Annotated in this window: 18 protein-coding genes, 1 tRNA gene and 1 pseudogene; 5 read left to right on the plus strand and 15 right to left on the minus strand. The window is 63.4% G+C overall.

Annotated elements, in window-relative coordinates; genetic code table 11:
- The first annotated feature begins 54 nt into the window (after nucleotides 1-54).
- Nucleotides 55-793, plus strand: a pseudogene (locus OKW26_RS02880) (Crp/Fnr family transcriptional regulator).
- 18 nt (nucleotides 794-811) lie between these two features.
- Here the strand turns inward: OKW26_RS02880 and OKW26_RS02885 are convergent.
- The gene (locus tag OKW26_RS02885) at nucleotides 812-1078 is read right to left on the minus strand and encodes a transposase (protein WP_429352632.1); all 267 of its coding nucleotides are present in this window, start codon (nucleotides 1076-1078) and stop codon (nucleotides 812-814) included.
- A 55-nt stretch (nucleotides 1079-1133) separates the two neighbouring features.
- Here OKW26_RS02885 and OKW26_RS02890 point away from each other — a divergent pair, with 55 nt between their 5' ends.
- Nucleotides 1134-1874, plus strand: a complete 741-nt coding sequence (locus OKW26_RS02890) for a porin (protein ID WP_429354165.1) — start codon at nucleotides 1134-1136, stop codon at nucleotides 1872-1874.
- Nucleotides 1875-2027: 153 nt separating this feature from the next.
- On the opposite strand, the gene OKW26_RS02895 is transcribed toward OKW26_RS02890, so the two are convergent.
- The 7 genes from OKW26_RS02895 to OKW26_RS02925 all read right to left on the minus strand — a co-directional run bounded on the left by OKW26_RS02895 (nucleotide 2028) and on the right by OKW26_RS02925 (nucleotide 11176).
- On the minus strand, nucleotides 2028-3170 hold the full coding sequence (locus OKW26_RS02895; RefSeq protein ID WP_184057449.1) for a porin: 1143 nt from the start codon (nucleotides 3168-3170) through the stop codon (nucleotides 2028-2030).
- A gap of 1105 nt (nucleotides 3171-4275) precedes the next feature.
- Nucleotides 4276-4363 (minus strand) — tRNA-Ile (locus tag OKW26_RS02900).
- 153 nt (nucleotides 4364-4516) lie between these two features.
- A complete protein-coding gene (rpoD, locus tag OKW26_RS02905; protein WP_184036235.1) occupies nucleotides 4517-6907 on the minus strand; it encodes an RNA polymerase sigma factor RpoD in 2391 nt (796 codons plus the stop codon).
- 91 nt (nucleotides 6908-6998) lie between these two features.
- Nucleotides 6999-8879: a DNA primase gene (gene dnaG, locus OKW26_RS02910; RefSeq protein WP_184057453.1), complete on the minus strand. Its 1881-nt coding sequence runs from the start codon at nucleotides 8877-8879 to the stop codon at nucleotides 6999-7001.
- 117 nt (nucleotides 8880-8996) lie between these two features.
- Nucleotides 8997-9443, minus strand: a complete 447-nt coding sequence (locus OKW26_RS02915) for a GatB/YqeY domain-containing protein (RefSeq protein WP_184057455.1) — start codon at nucleotides 9441-9443, stop codon at nucleotides 8997-8999.
- 235 nt (nucleotides 9444-9678) lie between these two features.
- Nucleotides 9679-9891, minus strand: coding sequence for a 30S ribosomal protein S21 (rpsU, locus tag OKW26_RS02920; protein WP_018424196.1), 213 nt, complete (start codon nucleotides 9889-9891; stop codon nucleotides 9679-9681).
- 49 nt (nucleotides 9892-9940) lie between these two features.
- On the minus strand, nucleotides 9941-11176 hold the full coding sequence (locus OKW26_RS02925) for an NAD(P)/FAD-dependent oxidoreductase (protein WP_187612165.1): 1236 nt from the start codon (nucleotides 11174-11176) through the stop codon (nucleotides 9941-9943).
- A 145-nt stretch (nucleotides 11177-11321) separates the two neighbouring features.
- Here OKW26_RS02925 and tsaD point away from each other — a divergent pair, with 145 nt between their 5' ends.
- Nucleotides 11322-12350 (plus strand): tRNA (adenosine(37)-N6)-threonylcarbamoyltransferase complex transferase subunit TsaD, encoded by a 1029-nt coding sequence (gene tsaD, locus OKW26_RS02930; RefSeq protein ID WP_184054832.1) that lies wholly within the window; start codon nucleotides 11322-11324, stop codon nucleotides 12348-12350.
- Nucleotides 12351-12444: 94 nt separating this feature from the next.
- Here tsaD and folE2 read toward each other — a convergent pair whose 3' ends face one another.
- The 4 genes from folE2 to OKW26_RS02950 form a co-directional block, all read right to left on the minus strand.
- The gene (gene folE2 / locus OKW26_RS02935; RefSeq protein WP_429352633.1) at nucleotides 12445-13251 is read right to left on the minus strand and encodes a GTP cyclohydrolase FolE2; all 807 of its coding nucleotides are present in this window, start codon (nucleotides 13249-13251) and stop codon (nucleotides 12445-12447) included.
- A gap of 245 nt (nucleotides 13252-13496) precedes the next feature.
- Nucleotides 13497-15404, minus strand: coding sequence for a 1-deoxy-D-xylulose-5-phosphate synthase (gene dxs, locus OKW26_RS02940; RefSeq protein WP_429352634.1), 1908 nt, complete (start codon nucleotides 15402-15404; stop codon nucleotides 13497-13499).
- 87 nt (nucleotides 15405-15491) lie between these two features.
- The gene (locus OKW26_RS02945; protein ID WP_184057461.1) at nucleotides 15492-16373 is read right to left on the minus strand and encodes a polyprenyl synthetase family protein; all 882 of its coding nucleotides are present in this window, start codon (nucleotides 16371-16373) and stop codon (nucleotides 15492-15494) included.
- Nucleotides 16370-16678 (minus strand): exodeoxyribonuclease VII small subunit, encoded by a 309-nt coding sequence (locus OKW26_RS02950; RefSeq protein WP_429352635.1) that lies wholly within the window; start codon nucleotides 16676-16678, stop codon nucleotides 16370-16372. Before OKW26_RS02950 ends, OKW26_RS02945 begins: the two co-directional genes overlap by 4 nt.
- A 320-nt stretch (nucleotides 16679-16998) precedes the next feature.
- On the opposite strand from OKW26_RS02950, the gene OKW26_RS02955 reads away from it, so the two are divergent.
- Together OKW26_RS02955 and OKW26_RS02960 are read left to right on the plus strand one after the other, a co-directional pair.
- A complete protein-coding gene (locus OKW26_RS02955) occupies nucleotides 16999-18105 on the plus strand; it encodes an aromatic ring-hydroxylating oxygenase subunit alpha (RefSeq protein ID WP_429352636.1) in 1107 nt (368 codons plus the stop codon).
- A gap of 149 nt (nucleotides 18106-18254) precedes the next feature.
- Nucleotides 18255-19124, plus strand: a complete 870-nt coding sequence (locus OKW26_RS02960; protein WP_090808405.1) for a sulfurtransferase — start codon at nucleotides 18255-18257, stop codon at nucleotides 19122-19124.
- A gap of 50 nt (nucleotides 19125-19174) precedes the next feature.
- On the opposite strand, the gene OKW26_RS02965 is transcribed toward OKW26_RS02960, so the two are convergent.
- The 3 genes from OKW26_RS02965 to polA all read right to left on the minus strand — a co-directional run bounded on the left by OKW26_RS02965 (nucleotide 19175) and on the right by polA (nucleotide 24392).
- Nucleotides 19175-20047 (minus strand): dienelactone hydrolase family protein, encoded by an 873-nt coding sequence (locus tag OKW26_RS02965; RefSeq protein WP_429352637.1) that lies wholly within the window; start codon nucleotides 20045-20047, stop codon nucleotides 19175-19177.
- Nucleotides 20048-20137: 90 nt separating this feature from the next.
- On the minus strand, nucleotides 20138-21493 hold the full coding sequence (locus OKW26_RS02970) for an NAD(P)/FAD-dependent oxidoreductase (protein WP_429352638.1): 1356 nt from the start codon (nucleotides 21491-21493) through the stop codon (nucleotides 20138-20140).
- 157 nt (nucleotides 21494-21650) lie between these two features.
- The gene (gene polA, locus OKW26_RS02975; protein WP_184057469.1) at nucleotides 21651-24392 is read right to left on the minus strand and encodes a DNA polymerase I; all 2742 of its coding nucleotides are present in this window, start codon (nucleotides 24390-24392) and stop codon (nucleotides 21651-21653) included.

A 24392-nucleotide genomic window follows, 5' to 3' on the forward strand; every position in this document is an offset into this window, starting at 1 on the left:
ACGCCCCGCCTTGACCTGGCTCAGCCGGCACCGCTCCCAAACCGCTTATCGCCGATGACCGACGCTCCGCTAACTGACCGCGCCGACAACCGGCCGCCCCAACGTGTCGCGCCCGCCGACCTCGCGCGACTGTTCGTCGCGTGCGCGTGGTTTCGCGCGCTCGCCGCCGATCATCAGGCGATGGTGCTCGCCAGCGCACACGCCGAGCACTTTGAAGGCGGTGCGTGGATCGCCCGCCGCCAGCAACCGTCCGACTATTGGATCGGCGTGCACTCGGGGCTCGTCAAGCTCGCTATCTAGAACGCGTCGGGCCGCAGCTGCACGCTGTCGGGCGTGCCGCCGGGCGGCTGGTTCGGAAGGCAGCGTGATCAAGCGCGAATTGCGCAAATACGACGTGGCCGCGATCCAGCCGTCGCTCGTGATGTTCGTGCCGTCCGCGACCTTCCATGCGTTGCTCGAATCGAGTCTGCCGTTCACGGGCTTCGTGATCCGGCAATTGAACAACCGGATGGGGGAATTCATCGCGTCGATCCAGAACACCCGGCTGCTCGACGTGGACGCACGCGTCGTGCAATCGCTCGCGCAGCTGTTCAATCCGGATCTGTATCCGGACACGGGTCGCACACTGGCGATTTCACAGGAAGAAGTCGGTCTGCTCGCGGGAGTGTCGCGGCAGCGCATCAATCAGGCGCTGCAGAACCTCGAGAAGCTGCGGATTTTGCGACTGTCGTATAACCGGATCGAGGTGCTCGATCTCGAGCGGCTGGCCGCGTACGGGCGGGAACAGATCTAGCGGCGCGACTGGCGCTCGCTACCCGGCGCGCACGCCGCCCTTGCGCGTCGCGCGCGTTTCGAGAGCGTCGTCGGTCTTGAACAGCGCGAGCATGATCGCGCTCAACACGCCCGTTTTTTTCCAGCGCAGATAGTAGCGATGCGCGGTCTGGTACGGGACGTAGTGCTCGGGCATTGCGCTCCACGGCGCGCGCGCGTGCAGCACCCACATCACGCTATTGAGCACGTGGCGAATTTCGATCGGCGGACGACCACGGCGCGGGCCGTCATCATAATTGTCAAACATGGCAATAGGTCATCGCGCGAGAGCGGCGACGGCGCGGCACGGACGGTGATCTATCATCGGCGCGCCCGGCGGCGGCGCCGTTGCCGTGACGTCCGAACGAGCTTCGGCACAAAGCGCGATCACCAACAGCCGCTGGGGTCTGCGCGGCTCGGAAGACCTCGGTGGCGGTCTCAAGGCGATCTTCGATCTGGAAAGCGGCATCAACCTGCAGGACGGCTCGGCCTCGGATAGCCAGCGCATTTTCAACCGCAACGCGTACGTCGGCGTCAGCAGCCCGTACGGCACGCTGACGCTCGGTCGCCAGAAGACGCCGCTGTTCGACCTGCTCGGCGACACCTACGACCCGCTCACGGTCGGCAACTACAACGAGAACTCGTCGCTGCCTGGCGCGCTCGGCGCGGGGCTTTACGCCGATAACGCGATCAGGTACACGGGCACGTTCAAAGGCCTGACGGTGGCCGCGATGTACTCATTCGGCACGAACTCGGAATCGACCGGCAGCGGCGGCTTCTCGGGCCAGGTGCCAGGCCATCTCGGCGCGGGCAACATGTACGGCCTCACGCTGTCGTACATGGCGGGTCCGCTGTCGGACATGTCGAACGCGGCGATCGGCGCTGGTCAGCTCGGCAGTGGCTATCGCTACACGTTCGTCGCACTGGCCGAGTACGCGCTGTCGAAGCGCACCGAGGTGTACGGCACCGTCGATTTCGACAAGGTGTCGGGCGCGGCGACGGTCGAACTGCCGGGCCGCGACAACCAGACCGGCGTTGCGCTCGGTTTGCGGACAATTTTCTGAATCGTTTCACGTCGTCATAGCAGAACGGGCGTCCCCAGGGACGCCCGTTTTTTTCGCCTCGCATACGGAAACCGGCTCACCGGTCTGCCGCGCGCATAAAAAAAGGTGCCGCGAACGGCACCTTTCTGTACTACAGGCAGCTTCTGCTGAAGCTTAGAAGCGGTGACGCAGACCGACCGTAGCAGCCGTCTGGTTCTTCGACGACGAGGTCGGAACCGTGTTGTCGCCGCTGTAGATCGAAGCCACGCCGCCGTCACCCATTGCGTGCTGGTACACAGCCTGAGCGTAGACGTCGGTGCGACGCGACAGCGAGTAGTCAGCCTGCAGGCCGATCTGGTGGTAACGGGTCTTCATGTCGTTACCGTCGGCGTTGATGCCGTAGCCGCGCGCGTCGGTGAACGTGTACGCGACGCCGAGAGCCATAGCCGGGGTCACGTTGTACTTGCCGTTGATTTCGTAGTTGTTGGTGTGGCCTTGACGCTGACCAGGAGCTGCACCAACCAGGTTGTCGACGCGCGATTGCGTCCATGCCACGCCAACCAGCGCCGGGCCGAAGCCGTACGAAGCGCCTGCGCCGAACTGACGCTGACGGAAGTCGCCTTGCAGCACGCCCGCGGTGTTCGCCAGAACGCCGTCCGATGCGCCGCTTGCGTTAGCAGCCGGGTTGTTTTGCTGAGCGTAGGCAGCACCGAGGTGCAGGCCTTGCCACTGGTATGCGGCGCCCAAGCTGTACTGACGGTTGTTTGCGAAGCCACCAGCCTGGTTCGAGAAGCCGTACGTGCCGCCGAACGTGAAGCCAGCGTAGTTAGCGCTCGAGTACTTGACCGAGTTGTTGACCGACAGACCACCGTTGGTGTTCAGGTTGTCGTTGTTGAACGGGTGCGCGAAGTACGTGCCGCCCCAGCTGCCCGTTGCGGTCAGCGGTGCGAGGTAGTCCTGCGCTGCGTCGTACTGGCGACCCAGCGTGACCGTACCGAATTGCGAGCTCGACAGACCGACGAAGGCCTGACGGTTGAACATGCCGTTGTTGTTAGCGTACTTGCCGTTGTTGATGTTGAAGCCGCTTTCCAACGTGAAGATTGCCTTCAGACCGCCGCCCAGATCTTCCGAACCACGCAGGCCGAACATGCTCTGGTTGATGCCGCCGCTACCTGCTGCCCACTTGGAGTTGTGGGCAACGTTGCTGGTGTACGTCAGACCTGCGTCGAGCAGACCGTACAGGGTCACGCTGCTTTGTGCGTGAGCGACCGAAGCGAACGATGCGGCAGCCGCAACGACGATGAGACTCTTTTTCATGGGAACTCCAATTCGAAAAATTTATACGGGGAGCAGGACCTGCTTCAGCAGCCGATGCATCGCATTTGCCGCCGCCCGCTTGGCCGAACCGTGGGGATCGACCGGGCACCCTTGAAGCGAAGCGTGAGTGTAGGGGGACACCCTGGTACCGACGCAGGCAATTCACGCAACAGGATTTTTCGAAATTCGCAACAATGTTGTAGCCGATGGGGATAACTTCTTGTTTTTCCACCGTTTATTGCAAGATCCAGGTGCCGGATCGCCAGCTCCACCCAAAACGAATTTGCAACGCGTCAATATTCTAAGTTGCGCGTTTGCAACAGTGCTTTAATACGCGTGACGTAATCGGGTCGGAGCAAATTGACGAAAAGACCGGCCGATATTTTTGTAATCGAATGGTTGAAGTGACGGTTTTCCGCGTCGTTTGAGATTTATTTTTGGAGCGCCGGAACTTAATAGAGTTAAATGCAGTCTTGCTCGCGTACCCGCCAATTAATGGTTTTCGGCGGGGCGATTAACTCGTCGAATCACCAAGACGGCTCATTCACCTAATCTTTATTGACCGAGGCAAGCAATCGCTGCCGCCCCCAGGCGGCGCAACGGTCCGAGCCCACCGCGTCGAATCAGTATTCACTATTGAGACACCGCCATTGCGGCGGTCTTCCGATTTCTCGCTTTAGTGAGCACCCTCTGTCACGTCTCTATAAGATGCGCGCGCGATTCGAAAAAGCCTTCAGCACGGACGTTGCCCGGAGGTGAATTGCGACGCCGGCCACCGCGTGACAAGACCCGCGCTGAAGGCGGACGGCATGCATCAACAAGCCTTCCGCATTCAACTAACGGCGGGGTTGCGCCCGCTTTTACACGGAGTTTCCCTGATTACGCGTGATCACCGCTTATGGCTGGCGCGGAGCGCGCTTAAGCGCCTCCTCGTCCGCGGGCGAGGAGCCCTGGCGCGAGCGGGTCGGTGTCGGGCGGTGTATGGGGGCAACGGACGCCGCTCGCCGGGGTTGAGGCTGGCACTGGGTCGCCCAGCTGAGGCAGCCGAAGGCCGCCCAAAAAACAAAAAAGGGTTCCGGAATTCGGAACCCTTTTTTCGATACTTTGGTGGGCCGGGTGGGATTCGAACCCACGATGTCCTTTCGGAGGTGGATTATGAGTCCACTGCCTGCAACCAACACGGCGTCCAGCCCAAGAAAAAAGACCCGGTCGTGAAGGCCGGGCCCGTTTCGTCGATTGGCCGACATACTACACGAAAAAGGAGCCTCCGCAACCGCTTCGCTTCGGCGAAACGACCGGGAGGCCCCTTTGATCGCATCATTTGCGGCCAACCGCGGCCGTCGCCGTCAATTCCCTTCGAGGAATGACTTCAGCTTGTCCGAACGGCTCGGATGACGCAGCTTGCGCAGCGCCTTCGCCTCGATCTGACGAATTCGCTCACGCGTCACGTCGAACTGCTTACCGACTTCTTCGAGCGTGTGATCCGTGCTCATCTCGATACCGAAACGCATGCGCAACACCTTCGCTTCGCGCGGCGTCAGCGAATCGAGCACGTCCTTCACGACGTCGCGCATACTCGCGTGCAACGCCGCATCCGCCGGGGCGACCGTGTTCGTATCTTCGATGAAGTCGCCCAGATGAGAATCGTCGTCGTCACCGATCGGCGTTTCCATCGAGATCGGCTCCTTCGCGATCTTCATGATCTTGCGGATCTTGTCTTCCGGCATTTCCATCTTCTCGGCCAGCGTCGCCGGATCCGGCTCGAGACCGGTTTCCTGCAGGATCTGACGCGAGATGCGGTTCATCTTGTTGATCGTTTCGATCATGTGAACCGGAATCCGGATCGTGCGCGCCTGGTCGGCGATCGAACGCGTAATGGCCTGGCGGATCCACCACGTCGCATACGTGGAGAACTTGTAGCCACGACGGTATTCGAACTTGTCCACCGCCTTCATCAGGCCGATGTTGCCTTCCTGAATCAGGTCGAGGAACTGCAGACCGCGGTTCGTGTACTTCTTCGCGATCGAGATCACGAGACGCAGGTTGGCCTCGGTCATTTCGCGCTTCGCCTGGCGCGCCTTAAGCTCGCCGGCCGCCATCTGACGGTTGGTTTCCTTCAGGTCCTTCAGCGGCAGCACCACGCGCGCCTGCAGATCGAGCAGACGTTGCTGCTGTTCGCGGATCGCCGGAATGTTGCGCGTGAGGATCGCGCTATACCCGTGACCTTCCGCGACGATCTTGTCGGCCCATTCGAGGTCCGTCTCGCTGCCTGGGAAACGCGCGATGAATTCCGCACGCGGCATGCCGCACTTGTCGACGACCGTATGCAGGATCTGACGCTCGACCTGACGCACTTCATCCACCTGCGCGCGCAGCGTGTCGCACAACCGCTCGACGGTACGCGCGGTGAAGCGGATTGTCATCAGCTCGTTCTGGATGGTTTCCTGCGCCTTCAGATACGACTTGGACTTGTAGCCTTCCTTCTCGAACGCGCGACGCATCTTGTCGAACCATTCGCTGATCGACGCGAATTTTTCGAGCGACGCGCGCCGCAGCGCTTCGAGCTGCGCGGCGTTGGCGGTGGCTTGCGCCGCGCCATCGTCTTCTTCCTCGTCCTCTTCGTCCTCTTCCTCGGCTTCCTCGTCTTCATTCTCGATCGCTTCCGCCTCCTGCGCGGAGAAGCCGTCGGCGTCTGCCGCGTCGGCGTCGATCAGACCGTCGACGAGTTCGTCGATGCGCGCTTCGTCGTTGGCGACGCGCTCGGCCATCGCGAGAATGTCGGCGATCGTGGTCGGGCACGCGGAGATGGCCATCACCATGTGCTTCAGGCCGTCTTCGATGCGCTTCGCGATTTCGATTTCGCCTTCACGCGTAAGCAGCTCGACCGTGCCCATTTCGCGCATGTACATACGCACGGGATCGGTGGTGCGGCCAAATTCGGAGTCGACGGTGGACAGCGCGACTTCAGCTTCCTCTTCGACTTCGTCGTCTGACGAAGCCGCGGGCGCGTTGTCGTTGAGCAGCAGCGTTTCAGCGTCCGGGGCCTGTTCGTAGACCGCGACGCCCATGTCGTTGAACGTGCTGATGATGCCTTCGATCGCCTCGGTCTCGGTGAAGTTGTCCGGCAAGTGATCGTTGATTTCAGCGTACGTGAGGAAGCCGCGCTCCTTGCCGAGCTTGATCAGGGCGCGCAGCTTGGAGCGACGCTCCTCGAGTTCCTCCACCGTGCCAGGCTGCGACGACGCGAACGCATCCTTCAGCAGCGCTTTTTCCTTTGCACGACGGTCGCGAGCCTTGACCTTCTCCGGCTTGCCCGGTGCGGCGGCAGCGGTTTCTTCGGTCTGGGTTGCATCGTCATCGACGGGTACTTCATTCAGCTTTTTCGTCATGGAGTTCGCCGTACCGGCTGTAGTCTCGACCCCCGGCTGTTGGACAACAGCCGGTTGAACCGTGGATACTGAAGTCACGCGCGCTACCGCATCGTCCTGAACGGCAGCCGCTTCCCTTGCGCTTCTGACACCCGCCCGCTTGGCAGCTGGCGGTGCTACAGCTTTCGCCGCCCGAACCGGTGCGGCCTGCGCGGCCGCAGTGGTCGACGACTTCTTCCCGGCAGCCGGTGCAACGCTGACAGCAGACGTTCTTCTGGCGGATGCAGTCAGCTTGGCTTCGGTAACTTTTCCGGTGCGCTCTTTAGCGCGTGAGCCCGTTGCATGATTTCCGCCTGTCGTCTTTGCCATCGCATCGCCTTTCGCCTTTGCTAGGAAAACCCTTGAAAAAACAAACCGCTAGAAACTTTTGATTATACCATCCGAGGTTTCGGCCTCGCCGCTACAGCCCGAGTTGACGCTTCATGTCGGCCCGCTTCCGGTTGAGCTCCGAAAACTCGGCAAACTCTTCCGGCGTATGCCGCGACTGTCGCGAAAGCTGTTCGAGACGATCGCAATAAGCGTCGTATCGCATCTTCAAAATCGCGGCTTTCAGCTCCTCGCCGACAATTCGTTCCTGCTCGCGCCGTTCCTCGATGACGGCCGCGTCCTGCGGATCTTTCAGCAGCAAATCCCGGACGTTTTCATCATAGTCTAGAATTTTGCGAAAGATTTCCTCGAAAGTTGGGGCGTTCGCGCCATTTCGCAAGAGATCGGACAACAACTGGAACGCTGCCGAATCGCCGAGGGCTCGCGCGTGCGTCGTCACTTCCGCGAACAGTTCGCCGTGCCGGGTCACGGTGAGCAGCGCCTCTTCGGCCGCTTCGTCGAGCATCGCGACCGTGCGCGGATACATCACCAGATTGCGCAGCGTCTTTTCCTCGATGCCGGTCACGCTGCGCCGGTCCTTGCGGGCCGGCGCCTTGCGCGACGCGGCCGCGATCCGCGCGTCGACTTCGCAAAGCGCCGCGACTTCGCTGAATGGCACATCGAGCCGGTCTGCGAACATATGCATGATCTGCGCGCGCAGCGCATTGGCCGGCAACGCCTGCAGCAGCGGTTTCGCGTCGAACAGCGCGCGGGCCTTGCCTTCGGGCTGATCGAGCTCCTTGCCGGTCAACACCTCGTTGAGCATGAACTGCGACAACGGCATCGCCCGTTCGACCTGCTCGGCGAAAGCCTCGGTGCCGAACTCGCGCACGTAGCTGTCGGGATCATGCTCGCTGGGCAGGAACAGGAAACGGATCGTCCGGTTGTCGGCGGCGTGCGGCAGGCACGCATCGAGCGCGCGACGCGCGGCGCGCCGGCCGGCCGCGTCGCCGTCGAAACTGAAGATGACCGTATCGGTCTGGCGCATCAGTTTCTGCACATGAATCGGCGTGCAAGCGGTGCCGAGGGTCGCGACGGCGTTCTGGAAGCCCAATTGGGCCAGCGCGACCACGTCCATATAACCTTCGACGACCAGCACGTAATGTTGCTCTCGAATCGCAAGACGCGCCTCGAACAGCCCGTACAGCTCGCTGCCCTTGTTAAATAGCGGCGTTTCCGGTGAATTCAAATACTTTGGCTCGCCGCCGTCGAGCACGCGGCCGCCGAAGCCGATCACCTGTCCTTTGACATTGCGGATCGGGAACATGATCCGCTCGCGAAAGCGGTCGTAGCGGCGGTTCTGACCCTGCGCGTCCGACTTTTCGCTGACGATCACGAGACCCGCTTCGACCAGGGCGTCGTCGCGATAGTTCGGGAACGCCGCCTCGAGGTTTTGCCACCCGTCCGGCGCATAGCCGAGACCGAAGCGCGCGGCGACTTCGCCGGTCAGGCCGCGCTTCTTCAAATATTGGATCGCGCCCGGCGCACCGCGCAGTTGCTTACGGTAGTAGTCGCAGGCGGTCTGCATGAGATCGGACAGCGCGGTTGTCACGGCCTTCGATGCCGCCGGCGCGTAGCCGCCGCCAGCTCCGCCTCCACCGCCGCCGCCATATCCGGGAGAAGCCTCGTGCGGTACGGTGAGACCCACCGATTGCGCGAGCTCGTTGACCGCTTCGGGAAACGACGCGCCCACGTGTTCCATCAGGAAACCGATGGCCGTACCATGCGCACCGCAGCCGAAGCAGTGATAAAACTGTTTAGTCGGACTAACCGTAAACGAGGGGCTCTTCTCGTTGTGAAACGGGCACAGCCCCATGAAGTTCGCGCCGCCCTTTTTCAGCTGCACATACCGGCCGACCACGTCGACGATATCGACGCGGTTGAGCAGGTCCTGCAGGAATGACGGTGGGATCACAGTAAATGACGCTGCCTGGAAAGCTTCAAAATCCAAGCCCGGAGCCCGGGCTCGACACCGCGCCCGGGTCCCGCGCCTCGCCTTCTGGAGGCGCGCGACCCGGACAAATCGACAGAGTTACTTAGCGAGCGCGGCCTTGACCTGTGCGGAGACGGCGGTCATGTCGGCGCGGCCGGCCAGCTTCGGCTTCAGCACGCCCATCACCTTGCCCATGTCCTGCGGGCCGGCAGCGCCGGTTTGCGCGACCGCCGCCTGCACCTCGGCAACGATTTCCGCTTCGGACATCTGCTCAGGCATGTACGCGGAAAGAATGGCCAACTCGGCCTTTTCCTTGTCCGCAAGATCCGTACGTCCTGCGGCCTCGAACTGGCTGATCGAATCCTTGCGCTGCTTGATCATCTTGTCGATGACGGAGGTTATGGCGGCATCGTCGAGCGTGACCCGCTCATCGACTTCACGCTGCTTGATCGCGGCGAGCAGCAGGCGGATCGTCCCGAGACGTTCGGTCTCGCGCGCCCGCATGGCAGCTTTCATATCGTCGTTGATCCGGTCCTTGAGACTCATCACTCACCTGAATTGCGTTGAAAAGTTGAAAAACCGGCCGGTCGACGGCGGCGATACTGCCGCATCAGCACAAAAACCCGCTTGGGACGTCTTCCTCAAGCGGGTTGGCGCAATTTTGCGTAGTGGATGCGACCCTGCCGGATGGCCCGATGGGCCGGGTTTGCCATGATGACACCTGTCGTGCCGCCATCGGCTTGGATGCTGCCGCGCCGTGTACAGCGGGGCAACGCCAGAATCAGTAGAGCTTCCTTGGCAGCATCTGGCCACGCAGACGCTTGAAATGACGCTTCACTGCCGCCGCTTTCTTGCGCTTGCGTTCGGCTGTGGGTTTCTCGTAAAACTCGCGAGCGCGAAGTTCCGTCAGTAAGCCGTTTTTCTCCATGGTGCGCTTGAAACGGCGCATGGCGACTTCGAACGGCTCATTGTCTTTTACGCGGATGGTCGTCATTTTTCAATAACGGAACTTTGTAAAGGTTCAGGAGTATAGCAGAGCTTTCTCACAAAGCCATTGCGCCGTCAAGCCCCCGGGCATATTCGGCCGCCGCCTCGCCCGCCGCGACACCCGACGCCCACGCCCACTGGAAGTTGTAGCCGCCGAGCCAACCGGTCACGTCGACCGCCTCGCCGATGAAGTAGAGGCCCGGCACCCGCGCGCTCATCATCGTGGTCGATGACAAACCGCGCGTATCGACCCCGCCGCGCGTCACTTCGGCCTTGCGATAACCCTCGGTGCCGTTCGGCGTGAGGGTCCAGCGCGACAGCGCCTCACCGATGCCGCGCAGCGCCTTGTCCGGCAGATCGGCGACGCGGGCCTCGGCAACCATCCGGTGAGTGTCGAGCCACACATGCGCGAGCCGCTGCGGCACCCATTCCGATAGCAGATTGGCGATCTGCCGCTTCGTGCCGTTTTTCGCGTCGATGAGCGCAGTCGCGGCGTCGCGCTCCGGCAGCAGATTGATGTGAATCGGCTCGCCGGGCTGCCAGTAGCTCGAGATCTGCAGCACGCCTGGGCCCGACAGGCCGCGGTGCGTGAGCAGCAGATCTTCGGTGAATTCGGCGCCGGTCTTCGTATTGCCAGTCGACAGCTGTACTTCAAGCGACACGCCCGATAGCGCCGCGAACGGCTCCCAGTCGGCCGGAGCGAAGGTCAGCGGAACCAGCGCGGGACGCGTGTCGATCAACTTGTGGCCGAACTGCCTGGCGATCCGGTACGCGAAATCGGTTGCGCCGATCTTCGGGATCGACAGACCGCCCGTCGCGATCACGAGCGCACGGGCGGCGATCGTGCCCGCCGTCGTGCCGAGCAGGAACTGTCCTTCGGCGTCCTGGCGCACCTCTTCGACCGACAGCGGCGTGCGCCATGCAACCCCACCGGCGTCGCACTCGTTCTTCAGCACGTCGATGACCGCGTCGCTCGACTGATCGCAGAACAGCTGGCCCTTGTGCTTCTCGTGCCATGTCACGCGATGCTGCTTCAGCAGCGCCATGAAATCGCGCGGCGTATAGCGCGCGAGCGCCGAGCGGCAAAAATGCGGATTCGCCGACAGATAATTGGCCGGCCCCGCATACAGATTCGTGAAGTTGCACCGGCCACCGCCGGAAATGCGGATTTTTTCCGCGAGACGCTGCGAGTGGTCGATCAGTGCCACACGCCGGCCGAGTTGACCGGCCACGGCCGCGCACATCATGCCGGCCGCGCCCGCGCCGATCACCGCGATATCGAAGGATTCCATGGGGCCGCATTGTACCTGCCGGGCCCTCGCGTCCATGCCCGTGCTCTGCCGGCCGCCTGCGGCCGCCTGTCCGCGCTGGTATACTTTTAAGCTTACCTTTCACTTCCGGACGCGCGTCGCGCGCGTCCGTCTCAAGCGATTCATCATGCTCGTTCTCGGCATCGAAAGCTCCTGCGACGAAACCGGTCTCGCGCTCTACGACACGGAGCGCGGCCTGCTCGCGCACGCGCTGCATTCGCAGATTGCGATGCATCGGGAGTATGGCGGCGTCGTGCCGGAGCTTGCATCGCGCGACCACATCCGCCGCGCGCTGCCGCTGCTCGAAGAGGTGATGGAGCGCGCCGGCGTCGCGCGCGGCGACATCGACGCGATCGCTTACACGCAAGGGCCCGGGCTCGCGGGCGCACTGCTGGTCGGCGCGAGCGTCGCGAATTCGCTGGCGATGGCGTGGAACAAGCCGACCGTGGGCATTCACCATCTCGAAGGGCATCTGCTGTCGCCGCTGCTCGTCGACGAGCCGCCGCCGTTCCCGTTCGTCGCGCTGCTGGTCTCGGGCGGCCACACGCAGTTGATGCGCGTGACGGACGTCGGCTTCTACGAGACGCTCGGCGAGACGCTCGACGACGCCGCCGGCGAAGCCTTCGACAAAACCGCCAAGCTGCTGGGCCTCGGCTATCCGGGCGGCCCCGAAGTCTCGCGCATGGCCGAGTTCGGTACACCCGGCGCAGTCGTGCTGCCGCGCCCGATGCTGCATTCCGGCGACCTCGATTTCAGCTTCAGCGGCCTGAAGACCGCCGTGCTCACGCACGCGAACCGGCTGGGCGGCGCGAACATCTGCGAGCAGGCCAAGGCCGACCTCGCGCGCGGTTTCGTCGATGCCGCCGTCGACGTGCTGGCCGCGAAATCTCTAGCGGCGCTCAAGCGCACGAAGCTGAACCGGCTGGTGGTGGCGGGCGGCGTCGGCGCGAACCGGCAATTGCGCGAAGCGCTGTCGGCCGCCGCGCAGAAGCGCAATTTCTACGTCCACTACCCGGACCTGTCGCTGTGCACGGACAACGGGGCGATGATCGCGCTGGCCGGCGCGCTGCGTTTGCAACGCTGGCCCGAACAGGCCGGCCACGACTACGCGTTCACCGTGAAGCCGCGTTGGGATCTGACGTCGCTCGCGCACTGAACCGCCGCCCCAAGAGGACAAAAAGCCGCTTTACAAGCGGCTTTTTTGCTTCAATGCCTTCGCAACGAAACGGCGTGGAGCGATCAGGAACGTATCAGGCGAGGCGCTTGTCCCGCTCGATCACCGCATACGCGCTGTGATTGTGAATCGACTCGAAGTTCTCCGCTTCGAGCACATACGCGACGATGCGCTCGTCGGCATTCAGACGCTGGGCAACGTCGCGCACGAGGTCTTCGACGAACTTCGGATTTTCATACGCGCGCTCGGTGACGAACTTCTCGTCCGGACGCTTGAGCAGGCCCCACAGTTCACACGACGCTTCTTCCTCGGCGATACGGATCAACTCTTCGACAGCGACGTCGCCGTTCAGCTCGGCATCGATCGTCACGTGCGAACGCTGATTGTGCGCGCCGTACTGCGAGATCTTCTTCGAGCACGGGCACAGGCTCGTGACCGGCACCAGCACCTTCAGGAACACCCGCGTCGCGCCATGGCGGGTCTCACCGGTCAGCGTGACTTCATAATCGAGCAAGCTCTGCACGCCCGACACCGGCGCGGTCTTGTTCACGAAGTACGGGAACGACACTTCGATGCGGCCCGCCTCCGCCTCGAGTTTTTCGAGCATAGCCGCGAGCATCGTGCGGAACGTGGCCGGTTCGAGCGGCTCCTTGTTCTCTTCGAGCAACGCGACGAAGCGCGACATGTGGGTGCCCTTCTGCTCGGCCGGCAGATGCACGTCGAGATTCCACGTGCCGACCGACGGCTGCACTTCGCCACCTTGCGTGCGAATCGTCAACGGATGACGCACGCCCCTCACGCCGACCCGCTGGATCGGAATCTGGCGCGTGTCGGGGGTGCTTTGCACGTCGGGCATCACGAAAGCGGGATTCATCTGATTCATTCTTTTGTCCTTTCTGGAAAGCGCCGGGCTGCGCCAAGGTTTCGCTGCATCGGCGACTATCGCGCAGCGAGTGCGAGGCACCCATCGGCCATGCGGATCAGTGCGCGCAACGGCGAACGCCGGCTCGCGCCGGCGTTGGGTGACGGCCCACAACACCCGTCGGTTCAAACTGGAGATTGCCGAAGCCGCCGTCGCATGACGGCGGCATGAGTCGCACCTACGACGGCACGACAGCCGACAGCGCTTTACGCGACGCGCTTCACGGACGACTGACCACCGACCGCGCCGCTCGCAAGGAAGCGTTCGCGGATCGACCGGGCGATACCCGCGGCGTCGAGACCGCACGCGGCGAGCAGCTTGGCCGGGTCCCCGTGATCGATGAACCGATCGGGGAGGCCCAATTGTAGTACGGGGCGCATAACCCCACTTGCGAGCAGGGCTTCGACGCACGCCGAACCCGCGCCACCCATGATGGAGCCTTCCTCGACGGTGACGATCGCGTCGTGCGTCTCGGCCAGCTTGCGCACGAGTTCGGTGTCGAGCGGCTTCACGAAGCGCATGTTCGCGACGGTGGCGTCGAGTTGCTCGGCGGCCGCGAGCGACGGCGTGACCATCGTGCCGAACGCGAGAATCGCGATGCGCTTGCCGGCCGGCGCTGACGTCTCGCGACGCACTTCGCCCTTGCCGAGCGGCAACGCGGCCATCTGCTTGACCGTTGCGACCCCGGTACCCGCGCCGCGCGGGTAGCGCACAGCGGTCGGATGCGACTGCTGCAACGCGGTGTACAGCATCTGGCGGCACTCGTTTTCGTCAGACGGCGCCATCACGGTCATGTTCGGAATACAACGCATGAACGCGAGGTCGTACGCGCCCGCATGCGTCGCGCCGTCCGCACCAACGAGACCCGCACGATCGATTGCGAACACCACCGGCAGGTTTTGCAGCGCGACGTCGTGAATCAGCTGGTCATACGCGCGTTGCAGAAAGGTCGAATAGATCGCGACGACAGGCTTCATGCCGTCCGCGGCAAGGCCGCCCGCGAACGTCACCGCGTGCTGCTCGGCGATGCCGACGTCGAAGTAACGATCCGGGAAGCGCTTTTCGAACTCGACCATGCCCGAGCCTTCACGCATTGCCGGCGTAATGCCGATCACGCGCGAGTCGAGCTCTGCCGCGTCGCACAGCCACTCGCCGAACACCTGCGTGTAGGTCTTTTTCGACGGCGTCGCGGCCGGTTTGATACCCTCGGCCGGATTGAACTTGCCGGGGCCGTGGTACAGCACCGGATCAGCCTCGGCCAGCTTGTAGCCCTGGCCTTTCTTCGTGACCACGTGCAGGAATTGCGGCCCGCGCAGTTCCTTGATGTTTTGCAGCGTCGGAATCAGCGAATCGAGATCGTGACCGTCAATCGGTCCGATGTAGTTGAAGCCGAACTCTTCGAACAGCGTCGCCGGCACGATCATGCCCTTCGCGTGCTCCTCGAGCTTGCGCGCGAGATCGAGCACCGGCGGCGCGACGCGCAGCACGCGCTCGACGCCCGCGCGCGCGGCCGCATAGAAGCGCCCAGACATCAGACGCGCAAGATGGCGATTCAGCGCGCCGACCGGCGGCGAGATCGACATGTCGTTGTCGTTGAGGATCACGAGCAGCGGCACGTCGTCTTCGACGCCCGCGTTGTTCATTGCCTCGAAGGCCATGCCGGCCGTCATCGCGCCGTCGCCGATCACGGCGATGCCCATGCGGTTGTCGCCTTGCAGCTTGCTCGCGATCGCCATGCCGAGCGCGGCCGAAATCGACGTGCTCGAGTGCGCAGTGCCGAAGGTGTCGTATTCCGATTCGTCGCGCTTCGGGAAGCCCGAGATGCCGCCCAACTGACGCAGCGTGTGCATCTGGTCGCGACGACCGGTCAGGATCTTGTGCGGATAGGTCTGATGGCCGACGTCCCAGACGATCCGGTCGTGCGGCGTATCGAAGACATAGTGCAGCGCGATGGTCAACTCGACCGTGCCGAGGTTGGACGAGAGATGGCCGCCCGTCTGCGATACGCTGTCGAGCACGAAGGCACGCAACTCGTCGGCAAGCGGGTGCAATTGGCGGCGATCGAGGCGGCGCAGGGCTGCCGGGTCGTCGATGGTTTTCAGCAAGTCGTACATCGTCGTTCCATTGTAGGAAAACTTACGCGCCCGCACTTCATACATGCACCCCGGGGATGGAGGGTGCGCGGCGGCGGGCTTTCGCGTTCAGCTGACCCGGTTCACCACCAGGTCGGCCAGTTCGGCAAGACGCTGCGCGCGCGCGCCGAACGGCGCGAGCGCGGCGTGCGCGTCGCTGCGCAGTTGCGCCGCGAGCGCGCGCGACGCGTCGAGCCCAATAATCGACACGTAGGTCGGCTTGCCGTCCTTCGCGTCCTTGCCGGCGGTCTTGCCGAGCGTTGCGGAGTCGGTCGTGACGTCGAGAATGTCGTCGACGACCTGAAACGCAAGACCGACCGCGGCGGCGTAGGCGTCGAGCGACGCCAGACCCTGCGCGTCCGGCGTCTCGCCGGCCAATGCGCCCATGCGCACGGCCGCGCGCAGCAGCGCGCCGGTCTTCATGCGATGCATGGTCTCGAGCTGCGGGCGGGTCAGCGTGTGGCCGACGCTCGCCAGATCGATGGCCTGGCCGCCGCACATGCCGATCGAGCCGCTTGCGAGCGCGAGTTCGCGTACGAGCGAGGCCTGCTGCGGCCGGCCGAGTACGTCGGACGTGAGCACGATGAATGCTTGCGACTGCAGCGCGTCGCCGACCAGCAGCGCGGTCGCTTCGTCATACTTGACGTGGACCGTCGGCTTGCCGCGGCGCAGTTCGTCGTCGTCCATGCAGGGCATGTCGTCGTGCACGAGCGAGTACACGTGAATCATTTCCAGCGCCGCCGCCGCCGCATCGAGGCATTCGGCACGCGCGCCGGTCAGCTCGCCGGCCGCGTGGCACAGGAGCGGCCGCACCCGCTTGCCGCCGCCGAGCACCGCATAGCGCATCGCCTCGTGCAACCTGGCGGGTTCGGTCGTCTCGGCCGGCAGATAGTGTTCCAGAGCCGTTTCGACGCGTTCGAGCACCGAGCGCGTCCATTGTTCGAATGTCATAGGTCGTCCCCGCTCTCAGTCGCGGCTGTTCCTGCGGTATTCATGGGCAGCGGCTTGAGGGTCTCGCCATCGAGGACCCGCACCTGCTGCTCGACCTTTTCGAGCTGCTGTTGACAGAATGCGACAAGTGCCGCCCCGCGACGGTAAGCGGCCAGCGATTCCTCGAGGCTCAGACTGCCGCCTTCCATGCGCGCGACGAGCTCTTCCAGTTCGGTCCGCGCGGCCTCGTAGTTCTCCGGCAGCGGCGCGCTATCGCCGCTTTCGGCTGGTGCGGCGGCGGAATCGTTCGATGCGGTCTTCGCCATGAATAGTCGCAAAATTAAAACAAGTCGGACATTCTACGGCAAAAGCGACATTTTCGATCCGCCCGCCGGCCTGCGCCCCGCCGTGCTGTCTCGCTTCGAGCCTGTCCGATGCCCACCCTTGCCCCGCTTCGACCCTGAAGTCTCGCAGAAAAAAAGCTCGAGGTCTGCGGCGAAAATGCCGAACTTTCTTGACATTTTTAACCCAAATCAGGGACTTAAGTGCCCCTGTCACAGGGAAACGGGTATAATTGCGGGCTCCCTAAATCGAATCTTCGATGGTTGGGTTGTTCACTGCTTTCACGTCTTCATCGGGAGTGGGAATGTCCAATCTGAGCAATGCATTGCAGTTGCGGTCTGTTCATAGCCAGCTGCCAGTCACGGCTTACTTTGACGAAGCGCTTCTTACGCGCGAAATCGACACCCTTTTCAAGAAAGGTCCTCGCTACATCGGCCACGATCTCATGGTGCCCGAAGCGGGGGATTATTTTGCCTTGCCCAGCGAACGCGAGGGGCGGGTACTCGTCCGTAACCAGCAGTCGCAAGTCGAGTTGCTGTCGAACGTGTGCCGCCACCGGCAAGCCATCATGCTCAACGGCCGCGGCCAGACGCAGAACATCGTCTGTCCGCTGCATCGCTGGACGTACGACCTGAAGGGCGAGCTGCTCGGCGCGCCCCATTTCGCCGACAACCCGTGCCTGAATCTCGGCGCCACGCCACTGCGGAACTGGCAGGGTCTCCTGTTCGAGGCCCAAGGTCGGGACGTCGCGAAAGATCTCGCACGCCTCGGCACCAAGCGCCATTTCGATTTCTCGGGCTTCATGTTCGATCACGTCGAAGTCCATGAGTGCAACTACAACTGGAAGACCTTCATCGAGGTCTATCTGGAGGACTATCACGTCGCACCGTTCCATCCGGGCCTCGGCAGCTTCGTCAATTGCGACGATCTGACGTGGGAGTTCGGCGACTGGTACAGCGTGCAGACGGTCGGCGTGCACAAGGCGCTCGAGCAACCGGGCAGCCCGACGTATCGCAAGTGGCACGACGAAGTGCTGCGCTTTCGCGACGGCAATCCGCCCGAGTTCGGCGCGATCTGGATGGTGTACTACCCGGGCATCATGATCGAGTGGTATCCGCACGTGCTGGTCGTGTCGTGGCTGATTCCGCGCGGTCCGCAGAAGACCACCAACGTTGTGGAGTTCTATTACCCCGAGGAAATCGCGCTGTTCGAGCGCGACTTCGTCGAAGCCGAGCGCGCCGCCTATATGGAGACAGCCCGCGAAGACGACGAGATCGCCGAGCGCATGGACGCCGGCCGCCTCGCGTTGATGGAGCGCGGCGAATCACAGGTCGGACCGTATCAGAGCCCGATGGAAGACGGTATGCAGCACTTCCACGAGTTTCTGCGGCGCGAACTCGGCACGATCTGATCCGCGCCGCGTGGCGCATCGATCGACTCAAGGAAAGACGGGCTTCGACCCGTCTTTTTTTGTTTAGACTACCGATATAGACCGGCCATGCGCCAGCCGCGTGAACGACGCGGCCCGCAGCCGCCATCGCCCGTATCGAGGAGACGCTCATGCCCCACACTCATTACACCACCCTGATCTCCGCGACCAATCTTGCCGAGCGGCTCACGGCCGCGCCGGGCAGCGTGTTCGTGATCGACTGCCGGTTCGACCTCGCCGATACCGACGCGGGCGAGAAAGCCTGGCTGGCCGGCCATCTGCCGGGCGCGCACTATCTGCATCTCGATCGCGATCTGTCCGGGCCGAAGAACGGCTCGAACGGCCGGCATCCGCTGCCCGATCGCGCGCGGCTCGTCGAAACGCTGGAGTCGCGGGGACTGAAGCAAGGTCAACAGGTCGTCGCATATGACGCACAAGGCGGCATGTACGCGGCGCGCGTCTGGTGGCTGTTGCGCTGGCTCGGTCACGACGCGGTCGCGCTGCTCGACGGCGGACTGCAGGCATGGGAAGCGGCTGGCCAACCGCTGACGCAGGACGTGCCCGCGCAGAACACCGGCGACTTCAAGGCGGCCGCGCCGCTCGCCGTGACCATCGATACCCAGGCGGTCGAGCGCAACCTCGGTTCGAAGGAGCGAATCGTCGTCGATGCGCGCGCGGCCGATCGCTATCGCGGCGAAAACGAGACACTCGACCGCGTCGGTGGCCATATCCCGGGCGCGCTGAACCGCTTCTTCAAGGACAACCTGACCCCCGACGGCCGCTTCAAGCCGGCGCACACACTGCGTGAGGAATTCCACGCGCTGCTCGGCGACACGCCGCCCGAACACGTGGTGCTGCAATGCGGCTCGGGCGTGACCGCCTGCATCAATTCGCTTGCGATGGAGGTTGCCGGCCTGCATGGTTCAGCGTTGTACGCGGGCTCCTGGAGCGAATGGAGTTCCGATCCGAAACGGCCGGTGGCGACGGGGGCGAAACCTTGAGCGCGAGCCGCCGCAAGTCGTAACCAGACGCGAGGAATTCGAACAGCGCTTCAAGCCACGCCGTGCTGCTTGAACCACACGAGCGTACGACGCCAGCCATCCTCGGCATCGGCCTTCCTGTAGCTCGGACGGTAATCGGCGAAAAACGCGTGACCCGCGTCGTCATAAACGACGAACTGTGAGCCGCGTCCTGCTTGCGGCCCTTGCGCGATCGCCTGCTTCATCTGCTCGAGCGTGTCCTGCGGATTGCTTTGATCCTGGCGCCCGTACAGGCCGAGCACCGGCGCATGAAGGTCAGCGACGAGATCGATCGGATTGGCCGGCGTCATCGCATTCTTCGCGCCGGTCACGCGACCGTACCAGGCGACCCCTGCCTTCACGCGCGGATTGTGTTCGGCATAGAGCCACGAGATGCGCCCACCCCAGCAGAAGCCGTTCACGCCGAGCCGGTTCAGGTCGCCGCCGTTTTCGCCGGCCCACGCGGCGGCTGCGTCGAGGTCGGCCAGCACCTGCTCGTCGGGTACCTTGCTGAGCAGTTGCTCGCTCAGTTGCTGGATGCTCGTGTAGACGGTCGGATCGCCCTCGCGCTCGAACAGGTTCGGCGCGATTGCCAGATAGCCCAGCTTCGCGAAGCGCCGGCAGACGTCCGCGATATGCTCGTGCACGCCGAAAGCCTCATGCACGACGAGGATCACCGGCAGATGCGTCTTGCCCTTCGGCTGCGCGCGGTAGGCCGGTATCAGCGTACCGAGCGAATGAAACGCCACCTCCCCTGCTTCGAGGCCGTCGCTGTCGGTATGAATGGTTTGCGCCGAGACTGGCAGCACCGCCGCCGCGAAACCGGTGCCCAGCGCCGCCTTGATGAAGGTGCGCCGATCGAAGGGAACGTGCGGGACCAGGCAGTCGACCTCAGGCTTCAGCATGTGGCGCTCCTCGAAGAATTGTTAGAGGCAACAGGATACGCCTTGCGCGCATCCCGTTGCACATTCAACTGAGGAGATCGTGCGCGCGCGTCAGTGCAGCTTGACGCGCGGCAGCGTGGTACGGCGCAACCAATGCGCGAAGGTGTCGAGCACCATGCGCGGATAGCCGTGCAGCGCCGCGATATGCAGCCGGTACAGCGACATGTACATGAAGCGCGCGAACAGCCCTTCGATCAGCATATTGCCGCCAATCACCCCGCCCATCAGATTGCCGACCGCGCTGAAGTGGCCGAGCGAGACCAGCGAGCCGAAGTCGCGATAAGTGAATTCCGGTTGTGGCCTGTTGTCGAGGCGCGCCGCCAGTCCTTTCATCAGAAAGCTCGCCTGCTGATGCGCGGCCTGCGCGCGCGGCGGCACGTTGCGCTCGTTGCCCGGCCACTCGCACGCCGCGCAGTCGCCGAGCGCGAAGATGTTGTCGTCGATCCCGGTTTGCAGCGTACGGCGCACGACCAGCTGGCCGAGCCGGTTGACCGGCAAGCCGTCGAGCTGACCGAGCACCGCCGGCGCCTTGATGCCCGCCGCCCACACGGTCAGATCGGCCCGCACGGTGTGACCGCTCGCGGTGCGGATGTAGCCAGGCGCGACCTCGGCCACCGTCTCGCCGATCATCAGCTTCACGCCGAGCTTGGTCAGCAATTCGGCGGTGGCCGTGGAAACGCGCTCCTGCAACGCGGGCAGAATGCGCGGCCCCGCCTCGATCAGCACGATGCCGACGTCATGCCGCGGATCGAGCTTGTGCAAGCCATACGCGGACAACACCTGCGCGGTATTGCGCAACTCCGCCGACAACTCGACCCCCGTCGCGCCGCCGCCGACGATCGCCACCTGAATGCGCGGCTCGCTGGACGTCCACGTGCCGGGTCCCGGTCTCGACTCGACGGGTTCGTGCGCCTGATGCTCGGCGCGCACGCATGCGGCGATCAGGCGCTTGCGGAAACGCTCTGCCTCGCTGACCGTATCCAGTGCTATGGAGAATTCGGCCGCTCCCTTGACGCCGAAGAAGGCCGTGGTACTGCCGATCGCGATGATCAGCGTGTCGTACTCGAGCTCGCGTTCGGGCAGCAGTTCAGCGCCGTCGTCGTCCAGCACGGTGCCGAGCGTAATGCGTCGGTTCGTGCGGTCGAGTGCGCTCAGGTCGCCTTGCTGGAATGCGAAGCCATGCCAGCGCGCCTGCGCCGCGTACGGGAGTTCCTGCGTGAACGGGTCCATGCTGCCCGCCGCCACCTCGTGCAGCAGCGGCTTCCAGATATGCGTCGGATAGCGGTCGACCAGCGTGACCTGGGCCTGCGCGCTGCGCCCCTTCTTGTCGGCCCCATAGCGATCGCCAAGACGCGTCGCCAGTTCCAATCCTCCCGCACCTCCGCCAACGACGATAAATCGATGCATTGCACTTCTCCGTGTAGCCGATGAATTATCTGTCGCGACCCTGCGCATGAATGCGCCGTCCTGAACCGATTGTCCTCGACCCGCCTAAGAAGTCACAAGTCGCCAAAACCCATGTGTCACATGCGCACGACGTTATCGTGCGCATGTCACGGGCATGTCAATGCGCTTCCTCCCAGTTCAGCCCCGCACCGACCTCGGCGACGAGCGGCACCTTCAGCGCGGCGACGCCGCACATCAGTTCTGGCAGGCGCATGCGGACTTCGGACAACTCAGCGTCGGGCACTTCGAGAATCAGTTCGTCATGCACCTGCATGATCATCCGCGTGCCGATCTTCGAGTCTTCGATCCAGTTCTGCACGGCGATCATCGAAAGCTTGATCAGGTCGGCGGCGGTGCCCTGCATCGGCGCGTTGATCGCGGCCCGCTCCGCGGCCTGGCGGCGCGGACCGTTGCCGCCGTTGATCTCGGGCAGCCACAGACGACGGCCGAACACCGTTTCGACGTAGCCCTTCGCCTTCGCGCTCAAACGCGTCTCGTCCATATAGCGCGCGACGCCGGGATAGCGCGCGAAGTAGCGGTCGATATAAATCTTCGCCGCATCGCGCGTGATGCCGAGGTTCGACGCGAGTCCGAACGCGCTCATGCCGTAGATGAGCCCAAAGTTGATGACCTTCGCGACGCGCCGCTGATCGCTCGACACTTCGAGCGGCGTCACGCTGAAGATTTCCGACGCGGTGGCGCGGTGAATGTCCTCGCCCCGCGAAAACGCGCGCAACAACGATTCGTCGCCCGAGATGTGGGCCATGATGCGCAATTCGATCTGCGAATAATCGGCGGAGACGAGCTTGTGCCCGGGCGGCGCGATGAACGCCTCGCGGATGCGCCGACCTTCGCCGGTACGCACCGGAATGTTCTGCAGGTTTGGATCGTTCGATGCGAGCCGCCCCGTCACCGCGACGGCCTGCGCGTAGTTCGTATGCACGCGGCCGGTGTGCGGATTGACCATGCGCGGCAGCTTGTCGGTATAGGTCGACTTCAGTTTCGACAGGCCGCGATGTTCGAGCAGAATCTTCGGCAGCGGATAGTCTTCGGCGAGCTTCTGCAACACCTCTTCGTCGGTGGAAGGCGCACCGCTCGGCGTCTTCTTGATGACCGGCAGTTCGAGCTTCTCGAAGAAAATCTGACCGATCTGCTTTGGCGAGCCGAGGTTGAATTCGCCGCCGGCCAGTTCGTACGCCTTGCCTTCGAGTTCGATCAGACGCGTGGCGATCTCACTGCTCTGCTGACGCAGCTTCTCCGCGTCGATCAGCACGCCGGTCCGCTCCATCTTGCGCAGTACGCGCGAAGTCGGCACTTCGATCTCGCGATACACGTGGTCGAGCGACTTCTCCGCGGCGATCTGCGGATACAAGGCCTGATGCAAACGCAGCGTGATGTCTGCGTCTTCGGCCGCATATTCGGCGGCTTTGTCGAGCGCGACTTCGTCGAAGCCGATCTGCTGCGCGCCCTTGCCCGCGACCTCTTCGTACTTGATCGTCTTCACGCCGAGATGACGCAGCGCGAGGCTGTCCATGTCGTGCGTGCGATGCGATTCGAGCACGTACGACTCGAGCAGCGTGTCATGCTCGACGCCGCGCATTTCGATGCCGTAATTCGCGAGCACCTGTTCGTCGTACTTCAGATGCTGGCCGACCTTCTTGTGGCCTGCGCTTTCGAGCCACGGCTTGAGCTTCGCGAGCACTTCGTCTCGCGGCAGCTGCACCGGCGCGTCGGGGCCGCGATGCGCGAGCGGCACATACGCGGCGCGGCCCGCTTCGACCGACAGCGACAAGCCGACGATCTGCGCGATCATCGGATCGAGCGACGTGGTCTCGGTATCGAACGAGGTCAGCTCGGCCGCATTGATCCTGTCGAGCCACGCGTCGAGCTGCTCCCATGTTTGCACGGTCTCGTAGTGGCGCTCGTGATCGACGGACAACGCGGGGGGCACGTCGGTTTCCGGACCTTCGACCGCATCGGCGATTTCGACTTCGCGCAGCCACGTCTTGAAGCCGTGGCGCGTGAACACCTCGCGCAACTCTTCGCGCGATTCGGGAAGGCTCGGCAGACTCTCCTCGATCGACACGATGTGCCCGGTCAGATCGCAATGACGCTCGACTGTGACGAGCTTGCGCGCCATCGGCAAAAAGTCCAGCGCGCGGCGCAGATTCTCGCCGACCGCGCCCTTGATCTCGCTCGCATGCCCGACGATGCCATCTAGCGACTCATATTGCGTCAGCCATTTGACCGCGGTTTTCGGACCGCACTTCTCGACGCCCGGCACGTTGTCGACGGTATCGCCGATCAGCGACAGATAATCGATGATGCGCTCCGGCGGCACACCGAACTTCGCGACCACGCCGTCGCGGTCGAGGGTTTCGTTGGTCATCGTATTGACGAGCGTCACGCGGTTCGACACGAGCTGCGCGAGGTCCTTGTCGCCGGTCGACACGACCACGTTCATGCCGAGCTTTTCCGCTTCGGTGCACAGCGTGCCGATCACGTCATCCGCTTCGACGCGATCGATCATCAGCAGCGGCCAGCCGAGCGCACGCACCGCGACGTGAATCGGCTCGATCTGACGGGCAAGATCTTCCGGCATCGACGGACGGTTCGCCTTGTATTCCGGATACCAGTCGTCGCGAAACGTTTTGCCCTTGGCGTCGAACACGCACGCGCTATACTCTGCTGTGACTTCCTTGCGCATGCGCCGCAGCATGTTGATCATCCCGTAGAGCGCACCCGTCGGGCCACCCTCGGGACCGCGCAGATCAGGCATCGCATGGTAGGCCCGGTACAGATAACTCGAACCGTCGACCAACAGCAGGGTCTTACCTTCAAGGCTTCGTTCTTCAGGCAT

This window comes from Paraburkholderia sp. 32, from assembly GCF_050435345.1.
GTDB classification, from domain to species: domain Bacteria; phylum Pseudomonadota; class Gammaproteobacteria; order Burkholderiales; family Burkholderiaceae; genus Paraburkholderia; species Paraburkholderia tuberum.

Excerpts from the sequence above, each read along its gene's own strand:
- OKW26_RS02955 (WP_429352636.1), top strand. The coding sequence starts at position 16,999 with ATGTCCAATCTGAGCAATGCATTGCAGTTGCGGTCTGTTCATAGCCAG.
- OKW26_RS02925 (WP_187612165.1), bottom strand. The coding sequence starts at position 11,176 with ATGGAATCCTTCGATATCGCGGTGATCGGCGCGGGCGCGGCCGGCATG.
- dxs (WP_429352634.1), bottom strand. The coding sequence starts at position 15,404 with ATGTACGACTTGCTGAAAACCATCGACGACCCGGCAGCCCTGCGCCGC.
- folE2 (WP_429352633.1), bottom strand. The coding sequence starts at position 13,251 with ATGAATCAGATGAATCCCGCTTTCGTGATGCCCGACGTGCAAAGCACC.
- rpsU (WP_018424196.1), bottom strand. The coding sequence starts at position 9,891 with ATGACGACCATCCGCGTAAAAGACAATGAGCCGTTCGAAGTCGCCATG.
- OKW26_RS02915 (WP_184057455.1), bottom strand. The coding sequence starts at position 9,443 with ATGAGTCTCAAGGACCGGATCAACGACGATATGAAAGCTGCCATGCGG.
- OKW26_RS02960 (WP_090808405.1), top strand. The coding sequence starts at position 18,255 with ATGCCCCACACTCATTACACCACCCTGATCTCCGCGACCAATCTTGCC.
- polA (WP_184057469.1), bottom strand. The coding sequence starts at position 24,392 with ATGCCTGAAGAACGAAGCCTTGAAGGTAAGACCCTGCTGTTGGTCGAC.
- OKW26_RS02945 (WP_184057461.1), bottom strand. The coding sequence starts at position 16,373 with ATGACATTCGAACAATGGACGCGCTCGGTGCTCGAACGCGTCGAAACG.
- OKW26_RS02895 (WP_184057449.1), bottom strand. The coding sequence starts at position 3,170 with ATGAAAAAGAGTCTCATCGTCGTTGCGGCTGCCGCATCGTTCGCTTCG.
- OKW26_RS02885 (WP_429352632.1), bottom strand. The coding sequence starts at position 1,078 with ATGTTTGACAATTATGATGACGGCCCGCGCCGTGGTCGTCCGCCGATC.
- rpoD (WP_184036235.1), bottom strand. The coding sequence starts at position 6,907 with ATGGCAAAGACGACAGGCGGAAATCATGCAACGGGCTCACGCGCTAAA.
- tsaD (WP_184054832.1), top strand. The coding sequence starts at position 11,322 with ATGCTCGTTCTCGGCATCGAAAGCTCCTGCGACGAAACCGGTCTCGCG.
- OKW26_RS02965 (WP_429352637.1), bottom strand. The coding sequence starts at position 20,047 with ATGCTGAAGCCTGAGGTCGACTGCCTGGTCCCGCACGTTCCCTTCGAT.
- OKW26_RS02950 (WP_429352635.1), bottom strand. The coding sequence starts at position 16,678 with ATGGCGAAGACCGCATCGAACGATTCCGCCGCCGCACCAGCCGAAAGC.
- OKW26_RS02970 (WP_429352638.1), bottom strand. The coding sequence starts at position 21,493 with ATGCATCGATTTATCGTCGTTGGCGGAGGTGCGGGAGGATTGGAACTG.